This is a genomic window from Streptomyces sp. NPDC020742, assembly GCF_040641675.1.
Taxonomy (GTDB): Bacteria; Actinomycetota; Actinomycetes; order Streptomycetales; family Streptomycetaceae; genus Streptomyces.
The window spans coordinates 1-14,804 of record NZ_JBFAEA010000043.1; the positions used below are offsets into that span (position 1 = coordinate 1).

At 68.1% G+C, this 14,804-nt stretch carries 13 protein-coding genes and 3 pseudogenes; 8 read left to right on the forward strand and 8 right to left on the reverse strand.

Annotated features, from left to right (window positions below):
- Positions 1-290: 290 nt before the first annotated feature.
- From AB0G84_RS35120 to AB0G84_RS35135, 4 genes and pseudogenes are all read left to right on the forward strand, one after another.
- Positions 291-584 (forward strand): annotated as a pseudogene (locus AB0G84_RS35120) (transcriptional regulator); the annotation flags it as partial.
- An 88-nt stretch (positions 585-672) separates the two neighbouring features.
- Entirely contained in the window at positions 673-939 is a 267-nt protein-coding gene (locus AB0G84_RS35125; RefSeq protein WP_361330394.1) for a DUF6507 family protein, read from the forward strand.
- Positions 940-1,242: 303 nt separating this feature from the next.
- Positions 1,243-1,737, forward strand: coding sequence for a hypothetical protein (locus AB0G84_RS35130; RefSeq protein WP_361330397.1), 495 nt, complete (start codon positions 1,243-1,245; stop codon positions 1,735-1,737).
- Positions 1,738-1,987: 250 nt separating this feature from the next.
- Positions 1,988-2,326, forward strand: a pseudogene (locus AB0G84_RS35135) (IS5/IS1182 family transposase); the annotation flags it as partial.
- 73 nt (positions 2,327-2,399) lie between these two features.
- Here the strand turns inward: AB0G84_RS35135 and AB0G84_RS35140 are convergent.
- A pseudogene (locus AB0G84_RS35140) lies at positions 2,400-2,584 on the reverse strand (IS5/IS1182 family transposase); the annotation flags it as partial.
- A 232-nt stretch (positions 2,585-2,816) separates the two neighbouring features.
- Here AB0G84_RS35140 and AB0G84_RS35145 point away from each other — a divergent pair.
- Entirely contained in the window at positions 2,817-4,784 is a 1,968-nt protein-coding gene (locus tag AB0G84_RS35145) for a DUF2075 domain-containing protein (RefSeq protein ID WP_361330400.1), read from the forward strand.
- Positions 4,785-5,040: 256 nt separating this feature from the next.
- Complete coding sequence (locus AB0G84_RS35150) at positions 5,041-7,008, forward strand: DUF2075 domain-containing protein (protein ID WP_361330403.1); 1,968 nt, start codon at positions 5,041-5,043, stop codon at positions 7,006-7,008.
- A 56-nt stretch (positions 7,009-7,064) separates the two neighbouring features.
- Here AB0G84_RS35150 and AB0G84_RS35155 read toward each other — a convergent pair whose 3' ends face one another.
- On the reverse strand, positions 7,065-7,193 hold the full coding sequence (locus AB0G84_RS35155) for a DUF6408 family protein (RefSeq protein WP_361330406.1): 129 nt from the start codon (positions 7,191-7,193) through the stop codon (positions 7,065-7,067).
- A gap of 272 nt (positions 7,194-7,465) precedes the next feature.
- A complete protein-coding gene (locus tag AB0G84_RS35160) occupies positions 7,466-7,633 on the reverse strand; it encodes a hypothetical protein (RefSeq protein WP_361330409.1) in 168 nt (55 codons plus the stop codon).
- Positions 7,634-7,681: 48 nt separating this feature from the next.
- Between AB0G84_RS35160 and AB0G84_RS35165 the strand changes: the two genes are divergently transcribed.
- On the forward strand, positions 7,682-8,803 hold the full coding sequence (locus AB0G84_RS35165; RefSeq protein ID WP_361330412.1) for a DUF6880 family protein: 1,122 nt from the start codon (positions 7,682-7,684) through the stop codon (positions 8,801-8,803).
- A 213-nt stretch (positions 8,804-9,016) separates the two neighbouring features.
- Here the strand turns inward: AB0G84_RS35165 and pssA are convergent, their stop codons facing one another.
- From pssA to AB0G84_RS35190, 5 genes are all read right to left on the reverse strand, one after another.
- Positions 9,017-9,859 carry a CDP-diacylglycerol--serine O-phosphatidyltransferase gene (pssA, locus tag AB0G84_RS35170; protein ID WP_361330415.1) on the reverse strand — a complete coding sequence of 281 codons (843 nt, stop codon included), beginning with the start codon at positions 9,857-9,859 and terminating at the stop codon, positions 9,017-9,019.
- Between the two features lie 352 nt (positions 9,860-10,211).
- A complete protein-coding gene (locus AB0G84_RS35175; protein ID WP_361330418.1) occupies positions 10,212-11,336 on the reverse strand; it encodes a UDP-N-acetylmuramate dehydrogenase in 1,125 nt (374 codons plus the stop codon).
- A 215-nt stretch (positions 11,337-11,551) separates the two neighbouring features.
- A complete protein-coding gene (locus tag AB0G84_RS35180; protein ID WP_361330421.1) occupies positions 11,552-12,160 on the reverse strand; it encodes a response regulator transcription factor in 609 nt (202 codons plus the stop codon).
- Positions 12,157-13,329, reverse strand: a complete 1,173-nt coding sequence (locus AB0G84_RS35185) for a sensor histidine kinase (protein WP_361330424.1) — start codon at positions 13,327-13,329, stop codon at positions 12,157-12,159. Before AB0G84_RS35185 ends, AB0G84_RS35180 begins: the two co-directional genes overlap by 4 nt.
- A gap of 95 nt (positions 13,330-13,424) precedes the next feature.
- Positions 13,425-13,850 carry a hypothetical protein gene (locus AB0G84_RS35190; RefSeq protein ID WP_361330427.1) on the reverse strand — a complete coding sequence of 142 codons (426 nt, stop codon included), beginning with the start codon at positions 13,848-13,850 and terminating at the stop codon, positions 13,425-13,427.
- 482 nt (positions 13,851-14,332) lie between these two features.
- Here AB0G84_RS35190 and AB0G84_RS35195 point away from each other — a divergent pair, with 482 nt between their 5' ends.
- Positions 14,333-14,773 carry a cold shock domain-containing protein gene (locus AB0G84_RS35195; protein ID WP_361330478.1) on the forward strand — a complete coding sequence of 147 codons (441 nt, stop codon included), beginning with the start codon at positions 14,333-14,335 and terminating at the stop codon, positions 14,771-14,773.
- Positions 14,774-14,804 lie beyond the last annotated feature (31 nt).

Consider the following 14,804-nt stretch of genomic DNA (forward strand, 5'->3'; position numbering starts at 1 on the left):
AGGGGGGACCCTGTGGGAGAGTAGGACGCCGCCGAACAATCATTGTGGGAAAGCCCCGCACCTTATGGTGCGGGGCTTTTCTGCGTTCCGGGGCCGTTCGCTGCCTTCCCTGTGCCGGTCGCCCGCGCCGGCTCTATGGGTTCATCCGTCGAGGAACGGAGGGACGGGCCAGAACAGCTGGCTATCCGTCACTGCAAACTCAGGTTGTCTGCGGGAAGCTTCCGACCCGTTGGAAGTGAGTTTGCTGTTCGACTGGGCAGCTACGGCAGGCCCGTCCGTGATACCCCAGCTCGACTGACCTGTCCGGACTGCTGGCCACGGCCTATCAGATCTCGGCGAGCCAGCTGCTCAAAAAGAGCGATCACGGCAACGCATAGCCCGCGGTCGGCAGGGCGGTGGCCGGCGCCGAGCGCTCCGGCGATCCGGGGTGCTCGCGTCCAGCTTCCGGGTACACGCCCACGTCCTCGCCCATGATTACCACACCACCCAGGCCAGCACCCCCGTCCGGGCACACCGCCGACCAGCTCACGGGCGCGTACGACCAGCGCTCCTCGAAATTCCTTGCCTCGGTACGAGCAGTCCTTCCGAGTGCGCCGGCGGATTGCTGTTGAGGGACGCCGCCGCGCGGGGTTGCGGCGGCGGTGCAACAGATGCAAATGCAGGGGGGCGTTCATGGCGTCGTGGGACATTCAGCCGCAGGGAGTGCAGGGCCAGCTGAAGGTCGTCGGCAGGCATGCCGAAGATCTGGGCGATGCGCTGAATTCTCTGCTTTGCGACATGCCTAGGCGGGGGGTGCGGCGGTGCCGGGTTCGCAGGCCCGCGCCACATCCGTACGGGCCGGTGGTGCCGCAGAAGGCTCCATGGTGGTTGTCGCGGACGTCGACAGGGCTGGTCGGTGCGGCGCTGGCCGAGTACGTGATGCGTCGCAAGACGGACTGACGGTGATGGCCGATCGCTGCCAGGCTGCCGTGCTGGGGGCTGCCAAGGCCACCAATGAGTAGGTCCAGGGTGATCTGGAGGCGGCCAGGAACGCCCAGAACGCCAACGCCGCCCGGGCTGTGTGGGTGGATGCTCTCAAGGACTTCGGGGGGAAGGAGAAGTGAACGATGCGCCGGTCGATCCGGCCCTGGTACCGGTCTTCACCGGTGATCTCGATCTTCTCGAAACCAAGGTGAAGGCGCTGTCCCGTGGCGACTCCACGGTCGAAACCGCTGGCTCGGCTGTCCAAAATCCTTCGGCGGATTGGCCGCCTTCTACAAAGCGCCTGAAGCGGAGCAGCTGTTCGGTATCACCAAGCCGGTGGCGGACAAGGCGCATGACCTGAGCGAGGACGTGCGTGTCATCTCCCGGGCTCTGGGAACCTACGCCCGCGAGATCACTCCGCTGGTCCACCAGCTGGAGCAACTCAAGCGGGGCGCCGCAGAATTCCGCGCCAAGGAGGCTGCCGAGGACGATTGGAGCGAGGACGGCGATCTGGCTGAGGAGAACCTCAACCGCCACAACAAGATTGCCGAGGTCTGGGCCGCGTTCCAGGAAGCTGAACGCGCCCGAGGGCGCCCTCAAGCTGGCGGACGGCACGGTGCAGTTACCCAAGGGCGCTGCCGTTCCAGAGGGGGCGATCAAACTCCCCGACGGCAGGATCAAGCTGCCCGAGGGGACGGTCACCCTCCCGCCGCGTACGGGCGTGTCAACCGGTCGGCAACCCGTCAGCAGAGATGTCGGAGATCACGGTGGTAGGTTCGGGCGTTTGGCTCGACGCTGAAGGAAGCCGCCACCGTGAACCTGGCCTGGTCGAACTCAGCGTATCTCCCGACCTCATCGGTCCCTCGACGGAACTGTCGATCTACCACGACGTATGGGGTCTATGCGATTTCGGGGGAGGCCATATCCCACCCTGTATGCGCACGATGCCCCATGCCTAGCGGCAGCACTGCGCAGCTTGGACGACTCGCCGGGAGTTGCGGCCGAGCCTGGCGAGCCGACCTACGTCATGCAGCTCTTGCCGTTGTCCGATGGAGTGCCTCCGGTGTGGGACAAGCGGGGTCGCCCCCGCCCCAGGACCCGCGTGATGTATGTCGACCGCGGATACGACCACGGCCTCGACCGCCGACGGCTCGGCGAGCGGAACATCCTCTGAAGATCTCCCGCCGCGGGCAGCCGCGCGGCTCTGGCCTGGGCAGCATCCGCTGGGTCGCCGAATCGACATTGCTCATCGCCATGGCCTCCATCGTTTACGCACCCGTTGGAAGCAGCCGACGACATACACGATGGCTTGGTTCAGCTTGCCCACTGCACGGTGCCCGCTCGCAGACTCCCAGCATTCTGAAAGGACTCCCAAGAGGTGGAGCGCCTTGCGTTCGTAGCGACAGTGGAGGCCTGGCATTCGGCATGCCGGGCCTCACGGTCCGTTCGATGCTCGAATGATGGCGCCCCAGCCGCTGGAGGAGTCGAGATCCTTGCGTGCGGTGCGGTGCGGTGCGGTGCGGTGCGGTTGGGCGGTGCCGCGTTGTCGCAGCAATCGCCGCAGGCGATCGTAGTCGTATCCCTTGTCGGCGTGGAGCTTGGTCGGCCGACGGCGCCGTGGTACCCGGCGGGAGCGGATGGCTGCGGCGGACGAGCGCTTCACGACTGGCTTAAGGATCCGACCGGTCCGCAAGATTCCCGCTCGTGAGACCCCCGGCACAGCTGTGTGCACTGCCAGGTACCCTCGAATGCATCGTCAACGCGGCCCGACGGGCTTCCGCTCCACCCCGGTGGAACTTTGAAGGATACGCCCCCACCCGCACGAGTCACTTCGTGCTGCCTGGGGGAAATTCTTGCTGTTCCGCGCGTCCGCGAAAACGGTCGCCGTCATGGCACTCGACGGTTCGCTGTTCCTGCACCCCACCGATCAGTTCGTTCACATGCACGGCTACCGGCCCACCGCCTCGGAGGTGCGTTCCTGGGAGCAGAGCATTCCCGTCCTGGCTTCCGCGCTCAACGAAGCGGGCCTGGGGGACGTGGAGGTCATGCTGGAGTATGCGCTCCCGCTGAACAGTAAACGTGCCGATGTCGTGCTCGCCGGAGTGCATCCGGTGACAGGGGAACCGTCGTACGTGGTAGTGGAGCTGAAGCAGTGGAGCCAGGCCGAGCCTGACGAGGACGACCCGGTTCTCTGTCGTATCGATCAGTATGCGCATCCGGTCCTCAACCCCATAGAGCAGGTACGGCGATACTGCGAATACCTCGTCAACTTCAATGGCGCGGTAGCTGAGCACCCCAGCCGGGTCAGTGGAGTGGCGTTCCTCCACAATGCCACCGAGTTCGACGTCCGCGGTCTGCGTGCGATAGAGCTCGACGACCGTGGTCAGCTGTTCACCGGCGAGCGACGCGAAGAGTTCCTCGAGCACCTCCGTGCCAGGCTCAGCGACAGGCACCCGGGCGCCCGTGCCGCCGACGAACTGCAGGCGGGGAAGGCCGTTCCGTCGAAGCAATTGATGACTGTCGCTGCCCAAGAGGTACGCGAGCGCGAGCAGTTCGTCCTTCTTGACGAACAACAGGTTGCGTATCGAATGGTGCTCAACGCCGTGCGCAAGGCGAAGCGGCCCGACCACAAGGAGATCGTGGTTGTCACCGGAGGGCCCGGTACCGGCAAGAGTGTCATTGCGCTCTCCCTGCTCGGTGAGCTGTACCGGCAGGGTGTTCCGGCGCTACACGCCACTGGCTCTCAGTCGTTCACCAAGACGATGCGGAAGGTTGCGGGTACCCGCAGGCGCGAGGTGCAGGAGCTGTTCAAGTACTTCAACAGCTTCATGAATACAGCGGAGAACAGCCTTGATGTCCTGATCTGCGACGAGGCTCACCGCATCCGCGAGACCTCCGCCAACCGCTACACGCCCGCGGCCCACCGCACCGGTAGGCGGCAGATCGACGAACTGATCGATGTCGCCCGTGTCCCCGTCTTCCTCCTCGACGAGCACCAAGTGGTGCGCCCTGGTGAGATGGGGACTGTGGAAGAAATCAAGGCAGCCGCGGCTGCCAAGGGGTTGAGCTGCCATGTCGTGCCTCTGGAGGGCCAGTTCCGCTGCGGCGGCAGCGACGCCTATCTGCGCTGGGTCGTACGGCTACTAGGCCTGGAGCCTGGCGGCCCGGTGCTGTGGGAGCCAGACGATCGCATGCGGTTGCTGGTCGCCGACAGTCCGCAGGAGATGGAAGCATTTCTTGACGCTCGTCGCGCCCAGAACCACAGCGCCCGCATGTCCGCCGGCTACTGCTGGCGTTGGTCCCCGGAACCCAAACCGGGCTCACCGCTTCCGGCCGATGTCGTCGTCGGAAACTGGGCCCGTCCTTGGAACCTGCGAGGGGACCGTTCCGTGTCCGGCGCACCCCCGTCCGCCCTGTGGGCCACCGATCCTGCGGGCTTTGGCCAGATCGGCTGCGTCTACACCGCACAGGGCTTCGAGTACGACTGGTCTGGTGTCATCATCGGCCCTGATCTAGTCTGGCGAGGCGACCGTTGGGTCACGGACCGTTCGGCGTCCAAGGACCCGGTCTTCAAGAAGTCCACCCCGGAAGCCGACGTGGACCGTTTGATCCGCAATACCTACAAAGTGCTGCTGACCCGAGGCTTGATCGGCACGATCGTGTACTCGACCGACCTGGAGACCCGGGAGAAGCTGCGGGAACTGGTGGATGGCCGCGTGGAACAGGAACCACCATGGGCTGACAATGCAGCAGAGCCACAGCGTGCTCCTTGCACACTGCCTTCGAGTAGTGCCAACAGCGGTGGTGCCGTTTCTCGGTAGGCAACTGTGTCCCTAAGATCAGCGGTACCGGTTGCGGCCCGACGGGCTTCCTTCGAGGACATGCCCCCACCCGCACGAGTCACTCGTGCCTTGGGGGAATCACCTCTTGTCCATGCTCCTGCTGAAGTTGGCAGCTCGGGATCTTCTTACCCTGAACGCAAGGCGTCGGATGGTGCCGCATCTTGCCGCCAGGTGGCGACACTTCCGGGGGGCTGACGCCTCTTTGACGGAGCGCTCTGCGTGGGCGGAAAGCCTGGTGAGCCTCGCCAACGACCTGGTCGCCGCCGACCTGGGGAATGTGGAGATGATCGTCGAGTGCGCGGCCACGGTCAATGAGACCGATCGACCGGGTGACCCTCGACTCATCGATGTCGTTCTCGTGGGCCGCCATCCGCAGGGTCACCTATCGGTTCAACTCGTCGAGTTGAAGCGTTGGTCGATGGTGACCAGAGTGGAACAAGTCACCACGGAGCTGGTGCACGTGCCAGGGATGGGCAGAAAGAAGCATCCTGCTGTTCAACTTCGTGAATACTATGAGGCTTTTACGAGCGCCAGCGGGCCGCTGAACGGGCTCACCTTTGAATGCGGCGGCTTCGCCTACCTGCACAACGCCACCGAGGCGTCCGTGCAGGCCCTGATCGATGTAGACGCCCCGACCGGAGCGTGCGCTCGTGTGTACACGAATGACCGACGCGAACAACTGCTGTCCGACCTCCGGAAGCACTTCGCTGATGATGGTGGCGCCTCCGCGGCCGAAATACTTCTGCGGAGCATGGGGCTGCGCAACACGCCCCTGCTCGATGCCATGATTTGGTCCCGCGGAGACGACACGGTTTTCACTCTGCGCGGGCGCCAGAAGGTGGTCGCCGATCAGATCTTGGAGGCGGCTTCCAAGGTACTTCCGGACCCCCGGCTTCCCGCCCTGGTTCCGGATGAGCGGCGCGTGATCTTCCTGGTGACCGGTGGCGCTGGCACTGGCAAAAGCGCCATCGGCCTCCAGATTAAGGCGGAGCTGGAGGCTCAGAGCCGGACGGTCAAGTACGCCAGCGGCAGCAGGGCCTTCAACGGCGCAATTCAGGAACACGTCGGCTACGGCGATCGGAAGTTCAGGGAGAGTTTCACCTACTTCAGCAGCTTCGTCACCCCGCCGGATCCACCACTGGACGTGCTGATCTGTGACGAAGCACATCGCCTGCGGGACCGCTCGACCAGCCGCTTCTGGAAGCCCGAACAGCAAGGCACACGACCGCAGGTGGACGAGCTTCTCGAGGCGTCCCGTCTGACGGTGTTCTTCCTGGACGAGGGCCAGTCGGTGCGACCGAATGAGGTTGGCACCGTTGGCCTGATCGAGGAAGCGGCGGAGCGACACGACGCCCGGCTCGTGCGATACGGCCTTCAGGAGCAGTTCCGGTGTGGTGGTAGCGATGCCTACATCCGCTGGGTACGTGCCGTCCTAGGAGTGACGGACGGGGAACCCGAGGAGTGGACACCGGACGGACTGATGCACGTCGAGGTAGCGGACACCCCGGAGGAACTCGAACGCATCATTCGTACCGAGGCCCTGGCCGGTGCGTCCGCACGCATGGTCGCGGGCTACTGCTGGCCCTGGACGAAGCCGCTCGGCGAGGAGAAGCGGTTGGAGCTCGATGTCCGCATCGGTGACTGGCACAGAGCGTGGAACGCGGACAGCGACACCTTCTGCGAGAACGACGCACCACCATCGAAGACCTGGTCGGTGCACAAGAACGGTCTTGACCAGATCGGCTGTGTCTACACGGCGCAGGGTCTCGAATGGGACTGGTGCGGCGTGATCATGGGTGAGGACATGGTGCGCCGCGACGAACGGTGGGTGTTCCGTCGAGGCAAGGAGCGCAAGAGCCTGGAGCCGGGCGTAAAACGTGTTGCCGTACCCGGATCGTTCGACCCGAAGGTGAAAGCCAGCAGTGTCGATGACGAGGAGTTCTCCCGACTCGTCCGCCATGCCTACCATGTGCTGATGACCCGGGCCAGTCGTGCGACGGTGCTCTACTCCACGGATGAGGAGACGCGGGCCTACTTGAAGGAGCTCGTGGGTGAACTCCAGATCCACGGATTGCGCCCCACCTGGGAGAACCTGCCGCAGGAGGCGCGCATTTCGCACCTGCCCCGGCCCCGTAGAGGAAAGCGATCCCGCAGGAATCGAAGCAGGTCGGATACGCCAGGGCCGGATCTGCGGCTGTTCTGACTGACGCTGCCGAAAATGCGGAGTGGCGGGCTCTCCGGGCCCGCCACATGCCTGTGTCAGGAGACCAGGCTCGCTGCCGCGGTCAGGGCCGTCACCACGAGATTGGCGATGACACTGATGGCGACGTCGACCAGGATCTTGCTAACCCAGTGACGACGTGCAGGCTTGCACTCAACGGGGTTCATAGGTAACCACTCCTCGGCATGAGTTCGAAGTGGCAGGGATCGCCCTACCGGGCATCCGCACTCACACCACGTGCAGCACGGGGTGGAAACCACTCGTCAGTCACAGCCGGGGATCGGGCACTGAACACCGCCGACGTACCCTCCGGGAAGGTGCGCAGCGCGAACAACACTAGTACAGGGATGTGTTGAGCGTGAATCGATTTCTGGAGGTCGTCCCGGCCGCTAACAGGTGACCGGAGCGAGCCGCTGGGGCGCGTGCTCGCGACACACTCTCAGACGACGCCGAGCTGCTTGCCGTCGTACGCGAACAGATCGCCCAGGACGGGCAGCTGCGCCGCCGACTGGAGCTGCGTGCGGTCGGCGACCGGGGAGACATCGCCGAAGTCCGGGGCCGGGTCCGGGAACTGCTCGACATCGGTCCGTTCGCACAGTACGGACACGTCGAGTATGCCGACGCCCGCGCTTTCGGCGCACAGGCGGAGGAGGCGGTGCGGGCGATCGCCGGGCTCACCGACTCGGGACGTGCCGAGGAGGCGATCGGGCTGAGCCGCGAAGCGCTGCGGCAGCTCGCCGAGGCATATGGGCAGGTCGACGACTCCGACGGGGTGCTCGGCACCCTCGTGAGCGGTCTCGGCGAGGCGCACCTCGCCGCCTGCCGTGCGGCACCTGCCGACCCGGACGACCTCGCGCACTGGCTGGTCGCGCAGGCGCTCGGCGAGCTGGGAGAGCTCGTCGACATCGAGCCGCACGACTACGAGGAGGTGCTCGGTACCCAAGGGATCGCCAAGGTACGGGAGTTGGCGCTTGCGGCCTGGCGGGACCGGCCACACGGGTGGGCGGAGAAGGACCTGATGGAGCGCCTGGCCCGGGTGGCGGGGGAGGTGGACGCGGTGATCGCGTTGTACGCGGCCGATCTCGACCCGGACGGCAGCACCCATGGGGCCATCGCCCGCGAGCTGGACGCCGCCGGCCGCCCGGACGAGGCGCTGAGTTGGGCGGAGCGCGGCCTCGCGGAAACCCCGAGCCCCGCCGACCGGAGCCTCGAACTGATCGAGTACCTCTGCGCCCGCTACGCCCGGGGCGGCCGGCTCGCTGCGGCCGTGGAACTGCGCCGCGGATACTTCGCCGCCCATCGCACCCTCGCCGCCTATCAGCAGCTGCGCGAGGCGGCCCGTGCCGCCGACGTCTGGCCGGCGGAGCGGGAGCACGCACTCGCGGCGCTACGCGCCGAGGCGGCTGCGCATGGGGGGAACCGGTACCGGGGGCCGGTCCTCGTCGACGCCCTCCTCGACGACGAGGCCCTCGGCGCCGCCTGGCAGGCCGCGACCGAATGCGGCGCCGACGACACCCAGTGGCTCGTCCTCGCCGACCGCGTCCGTGCAACGCGGCCCGGCGACGCGCTCGACGTCTACCTGCGACTGGTCGAGCCCTTGACCCGCCGGACCGGTGCTCCGGTCTACGAGCGGCTGACCAGCCTGATCCTCAGCATCCGCGACTGCCACCGGGGCCTGGGCGAGGAGGAGGCGTTCGCGGAGTACGTGACCGCGCTGCGGGCCGACCAGCGGCGCAAGCGGAACCTGATGGCGATGCTGGACGCCCACGGCCTGTGAGCCGCGTCGGCCGGGCGGCCGGGCGGAGGGGCGGAGGGGCTGGCCGGGCTCAGCGCAGTGCCGGGTGTGCCCCGCCGTCTCGCGGCCACGGGCTGCCGAACGGGGCCGATGCTGTAGGCAGCGCGGCCTTCCCCGCTCGGCAAGTCCGTGCTCGGCAAGCTCGTAGTGCCCCCGTCAGACCGCTGTGTCCGGGTTAGGCCGCCCGCGTCCCGGTCAGACGGCCCGCGTCCCGGCCGAGCGGGCGTTGCGGGCCGTGTTGATGCGGCGCGCGGTGGCGAACAGGGGCAGCACCGCCGCGAGGGTGAGCTGGAGTGCACAGCCGGTCACCAGGAGGAACTCGGCCCCGGGGGCATCGGCCGCCCAGGCGACCAGACAGCCGATGTTCACCGCGGCCCAGCCCATCGTGGCGATCGCCATCTTGCCCGTGGGCTTGGGGTATTCGACCCGGCTGACCATGAGCCAGGCCACACCGAGCACCGCGAGCAGGGTGACCGTGAAGGGCAGTTCGAGGAGGACGATCGAGACTACGGTGAGCGCGGCGAAGGGGATCGGCATGCCCTGGAACATGCCGTCCTGCATGGTGGTGACCGAGAAGCGCGCGAGACGCAGCAGTCCGCCCAGCAGTACGGCGATGGCGGCCGCGACGACGAGGCCCAGGTTCGCGTCCTCGTTGACCAGTCCCCACACCACCACGAAGTAGGCGGGTGAGAGGCCGAAGCTGACCAGGTCCGAGAGGTTGTCGAGCTCCGCTCCCATCCCGGAGCTGCGGAACCTGCGCGCGACCAGCCCGTCGCAGAGGTCGAAGAGCGAGGCCATCAGGATGAGCATGACGGCGGTGGCCGCGCCGTGCCGTACCGATCCGTCGCCCCGGCCACCGGTGAGATAGGGGACCAGGACGGCCGTCGTGATGCAGTAGATGGAGGAGAATCCGCAGACCGCGTTGCCCAGTGTCAGCACATCGGCGACCGACAGCCTCGTGGGGGACGGCTGGCGATGCGCCTCCTCGGGGCTTTCATCAGCCCACGATGCTGGCACCTCGGGGTCGGTGAGGGTCAAAGCGCTCTCCTACGTACGTGTTGGGCCGGCGGTCTTCGGTGGCGAGCATCATCGCAGGGAGCGATGTGGCCGGCAGCCGCGGTCAGCGGCCCCGGACTTCCGGGGGCGACCGCAGGCACAATAACGGCACCCGGACCGCGGGGAGCGCTCAGCGGGGGGATCTCGGTCAGGCGGTACGCACTGTTCCGAGGACGGGCCTCGCATCACGGAGGTGTACGCGTCCTCCGGTGCTTGGGGCGCCGGACCGGCGGGTCCGTCCCCCGCCTTGAGCCCGTCCACCCAGGTCATGGGCGGGGTCTCCCCTCCTGTGCCCAGGTGAGGAGAGCGTGGTGCGCGGGGGACACCCGGGGTTTCACGGAGCGGCTGCCATGCCTCGGCCGTCAGTGAGTCCGTCGCCGATGCAGTCGATTTCGGGAGTGAGCAGCACACCGGTGCGTTCCAGGACCCGTTGGCGCACGAGCGTGGTGGCCTCGATGAAGCCGGCCGAGGTGGCGCCGTCGTCGGCGACCAGGGTGTAGTGCTGGGAGGAGATCCGGACGCCGTCGGCCACGGTGGTGCCCAGCGCGAAGCCGGCCCGGCGGATCAGCCAGCTGGCGCTGACCCGGATGGAGCCGTCGGGGAAGCTGTGCACCGGCGCACGGTCCCGGCGGAGCGCGGTGGCCTGTGCCTCGGTCACCTCCGGGCTGAGGAACACGCTGCCGATGGTGCGCGGCTCACGGCTGAGTTCGTCGAGGACCATGCCCTTGCCACGCCGTACGTCCCGTACGGCCTGGGCCGCCTCGGCCAGGGGCACCCGGCTGCCGACCGGTACGTCCAGCTGCCCGGCCACGGCGGGGTAGATGACCGGCGCGCTCAGCGTGGCCGGCCGCAGGGCCAGGACGAGGGTGAGCAGCGTCCAGCGCCGGGCGCCCTTGAAGACGCTGGTGCGGTGGCCCAGGCCGCACTCCTCGGCCGGAATCCGCACCCGGCGCCGCAACTGCCAGTCCCAGGCGGTGACGTCGACGAGGACGTCGGAGATCTCCTGGCCGTACGCGCCCACGTTCTGGACGGGCGCGGCACCGACCGTGCCGGGGATGCCGGCGAGCATCTCCGTGCCCATCAGGCCCTCGGTAAGGGCGGTGTTGACCAGGTCGGAGAGCGGGTGTCCGGCCTGGACCTCGACCAGGCGCCGCCCGCGTTCGTCGGCCCCCAGCAGCCGCACTCCCCGGGTCGCCATCCGCAGCACGGGGGCGGTACAGCCCCGATCACCGGCCAGCACATTGCTGCCGTGGCCGAGCGTGACGGGCGTCCCGGCGTCGGTGTGGCCGGTCCGGCGGCCGTCGGCCACCGCGCGGCTCGCGCTCGGTGTGCGCTGTTCGAGCAGGGAAACGGCGTCGGTGAAGTCGGCGGGCTCGTCGAGTTCGAGGAGCCAGGCCGCCGGGCCGCCGATGCCGAGCGTCGTCAATGGGCCGAGGGGGATGTCGTGGGCGATGCGCATGGGTGCTGGCGGTCCTCGGGTAGGGGAGCGCCGCGCCGATTGGGCGCGGCGGCACCGGACGGGGCGCCCGAGCGGCCTGCTGGGAGCGGGGCGTACGGGTGCCTGAGGGTGGGCGTCAGCATGCTGCGCAGGGCCGGGTGCCGTCCAGCGGGGGCGTTCGGCGAACGGCACGGAAGTCCGCCCCGGCACCGAGGAGTTGTCACCCGGCGCCGGACCTACAGCCAGCCCCGTTCGTCCGCGACGCGCAGCGCTTCCATCCGGTTGCGGGTCCGGGTCTTGGTGGTGGCCGCCGACAGGTAGTTGCGGACGGTTCCCTCGGAGAGGTACAGGCTGGCCGCGATGTCGGCCACCGTGGCGCCCGAGCGGGCGGCGATGAGCACATCCCGCTCCCGGGCGGTGAGGGGGGACTCGCCGGCCGCCAGGGTCGCCACGGCCAGCTCCGGATCGACCACGCGCTCTCCCTTCTGCACCCGGCGGATGGCGTCCGCGAGCGCCTCGACCGGGGCGTCCTTCACCACGAACCCGACGGCGCCGGCGTCCATGGCCCGGCGGAGGTAGCCGGCCCGGCCGAACGTGGTGAGGATGACCACCCGGCAGGACGGCAGCTGCTGGGCGAGCACTGCCGCGGCCGCCAGCCCGTCCAGGCCGGGCATCTCGATGTCGAGCAGTGCCACATCCGGCCGGGCCTTCCGGGCCGCGTCGACGATCTCGTTGCCCCGCCCCACGGAGGCGACGACCTCGAAGTCCTCCTCCAGGGCGAGCAGGGCGCAGAGCGCCTGACGGATCAACTCCTGGTCGTCGGCGAGGAGGAGACGGATCGTCATGAGGGAGAATCCGCCTTGGTTGCCTTGGTTGCCTTGGTTGCCTTGGTCGCCTTGGTCACGTTGTCCACCGTTTCTTCGAGTGATACGCGCAAGAGCCAGCCCCGTGGACCCAACGGTCCGGCCTCCACCCGGCCGCCGGCCGACGCGACCCGCTCCCGCAGGCCGGACAGGCCGTTGCCGAAGGCCGCGGGGCTGCCCACGCCGTCGTCGCGGATCTCCACGGCCGACGCGGAGAGCATGACCGTGCACCGGGCGGCCCGGGCGTGCCGGACGACGTTGGTGAGCCCCTCACGGACCACCCAGCCGAACAGCTCCTGGTGGGCCGGGTCGACCAGATCGGCGGCGGTGGGGAGGTCGGCGGTGACCCCGGACGCCCGGAGCAACTCCCTGCCGCGGGCGAGCTCGGAGACGAGTGTGACGTCCCGGTACCCCGAGACCGCGGCGCGTACGTCGGCCAGCGCCCGGCGGGTCAGGGTCTCCACCTCGGTGATCTCGGCGAGCGCGCGGGAGGACTCGTGTGCGGCGAGACGGCGGGCGAGCCCGCTCTTGACCGTGATGGCGGTCAGGGAGTGGCCGAGCAGATCGTGCAAGTCGCGTGCGATGCGGGACCGTTCGGCCTCCGAGGCCAGGCGGGCGACCTCAGCGCGCGCCTCGACCAGGGAGCGGTTGGCGCGGGCGATCTCGGAGAACGCGTACACGGTCAGGGAGGTGAAGACGATGGCGAGCGCTTGGTCCCAGCCGGGCCCGGTCCGCCACGAGCGGATCAGACACGGAACGACGAGACTCGCGAGCGCGCAGGCCGCCACGATCAGTGCCACATGGCGCCGTACGAACACCGCCGCCAGCGAGACGATGACCGCGCAGAGGAAGAAGGCATCCGTCCGGGCGAACGGCAGCGCGGCGACGAACAGCACGGTCATGGCGCCGAACGCCAGCCAGAACGGGGTCCGGGCACAGCGCGAGGCCGCGGCGCCGGCCAGGGCACCGCAACAGCAGAAACCGGCGACGATCAGATAGCCGGCGACGGCCTCCGGTCCGTGTGCGTAGCCGGCCATGCCGGCTGCCGTCGCCAGGGGGAAGGCGAGCATCCCGGCGGCGAGGGCGAGTCGCCGCCACCCTCGGGACCACCTCTCCGGAGTGACGGCCGACCAGTCGCCGGACGGCCTCATACCGTCGTACACCTCAGCTCGCTCCCCTCCTCGCGATCGGACGTGCGGCTCGGCACCGAGGGCGCCGGTCCAGCCGCTGCGTTCCGGTCCAGCCACTACTTGGCGAATGCCGCGCGCATCGCCCTGCCGTTCACCCGCGCCACGACGCCCAGCAGGAGGATCCCGCACACCGCCTGCTCGATGCGCAGCCACACGGGGAAGGCGCCGGGCAGCGCGACGATGACGGCGATGGCGAGGACCATGATGCCCGAGGCCAGGCGCAGGCGGAGGAATGACCTGCGTCGGCCGTGGGACGCCCGGGCGGCGAACGACATCATCATCAGGGAGGTGACGACGACGAGGGGCACGCGGACCCATGCGGAGTCGGTTGCGAGGTCGGGGTGGTCGCGCAGCGACACGAGGGCGATGAGGGTGAGCACGCTGAGTCCGGCGTAGCAGCCGACGAGCATTCTGGTGTGGCGGAAATCCCGCTGCAGGTCCTTAATGTGCGGGCGGTCCTCGGCGATGACCCGGGATGTCATGGTGCACCTCTCGCTGAAATTCGATGGGGGGGTAGGGGGAACGGGTAACTGGTAACGCGCAGGGTGGGAGTTGTGAGCCGTCCCCGGGCCGTCCATAGGCCGTCCATAGGTCGTCCATGAAGGGCGCCGAATCGCGGGACGAAACGGTTCCCTGGAATCCGAGACCGAGTCCGAGACCGAGTCCGAGATCGAGTCCGAGTCCGGGACCGAGCCTGAGCCCGAGACCGAGTCCCAGTCCGAGTGCGACCGGGTCGGCGACGCCGTCTTCACGAGTGTTTATGGTGCTGGTGGGCGCAGCATGGCCGGTAGTGAGATCTCCCATTGGCCGCCCATGACATTTGTCAGGGGGGCGCCCTTCTCCCCGCCGCAGCCATCCACAGAAGGGGCTCGTACACCCTGGCGAATGTAGGTACGTTGGGTGCAGGCGCCACTGGGGCGTCCGTACTCTGCGGTAGCGGTACGTGCGAGAAAGCGTGGCTGTTGTGTTGACGACGGGGAAGATCCTGCGGTTCGACGAGATTCGTGGTTATGGCTTCATCGCCCCTGACACGGGTGACGAGGACGTTTTCATGCATGCGAACGACCTGCTCGATGAGAAGTCCTTCTACCAAGCAGGTCTTGAGGTCGAGTTCTTCTTGGAGGAGGGCGAGAAGGGGCCGAAGGCCTCGCAGATCCGTCTCGTTCACAAGCCGACCGGGCGGCAGTTGGCGCGCAACTCGCTGGCGCCGGGAGGGCTGCGCACGCTGTCGCAGGAGAGCCGGGCGGACGACGAGATGTGCGATGTGCTGACCGTCGCCGATCTCCGGACCGAGCTGCTCGAGACCCTCGTCGCGGCCGATCAGACCCTGACGGCCGGGCAGATCCAGCGGATCCGTACGAGCATCGTCGAGATCGCGCGTCGGCACGGATGGGTCGAGGCCTGACCGACCCCACCGGCCATCTCGCCGGGACCCC

Coding starts and splice junctions, on each gene's coding strand:
- AB0G84_RS35125 (WP_361330394.1), top strand. CDS start 673: ATGGCGTCGTGGGACATTCAGCCGCAGGGAGTGCAGGGCCAGCTGAAG.
- AB0G84_RS35155 (WP_361330406.1), bottom strand. CDS start 7,193: ATGAACCCCGTTGAGTGCAAGCCTGCACGTCGTCACTGGGTTAGCAAG.
- AB0G84_RS35175 (WP_361330418.1), bottom strand. CDS start 11,336: ATGCGCATCGCCCACGACATCCCCCTCGGCCCATTGACGACGCTCGGC.
- AB0G84_RS35180 (WP_361330421.1), bottom strand. CDS start 12,160: ATGACGATCCGTCTCCTCCTCGCCGACGACCAGGAGTTGATCCGTCAG.
- AB0G84_RS35185 (WP_361330424.1), bottom strand. CDS start 13,329: ATGAGGCCGTCCGGCGACTGGTCGGCCGTCACTCCGGAGAGGTGGTCC.
- AB0G84_RS35190 (WP_361330427.1), bottom strand. CDS start 13,850: ATGACATCCCGGGTCATCGCCGAGGACCGCCCGCACATTAAGGACCTG.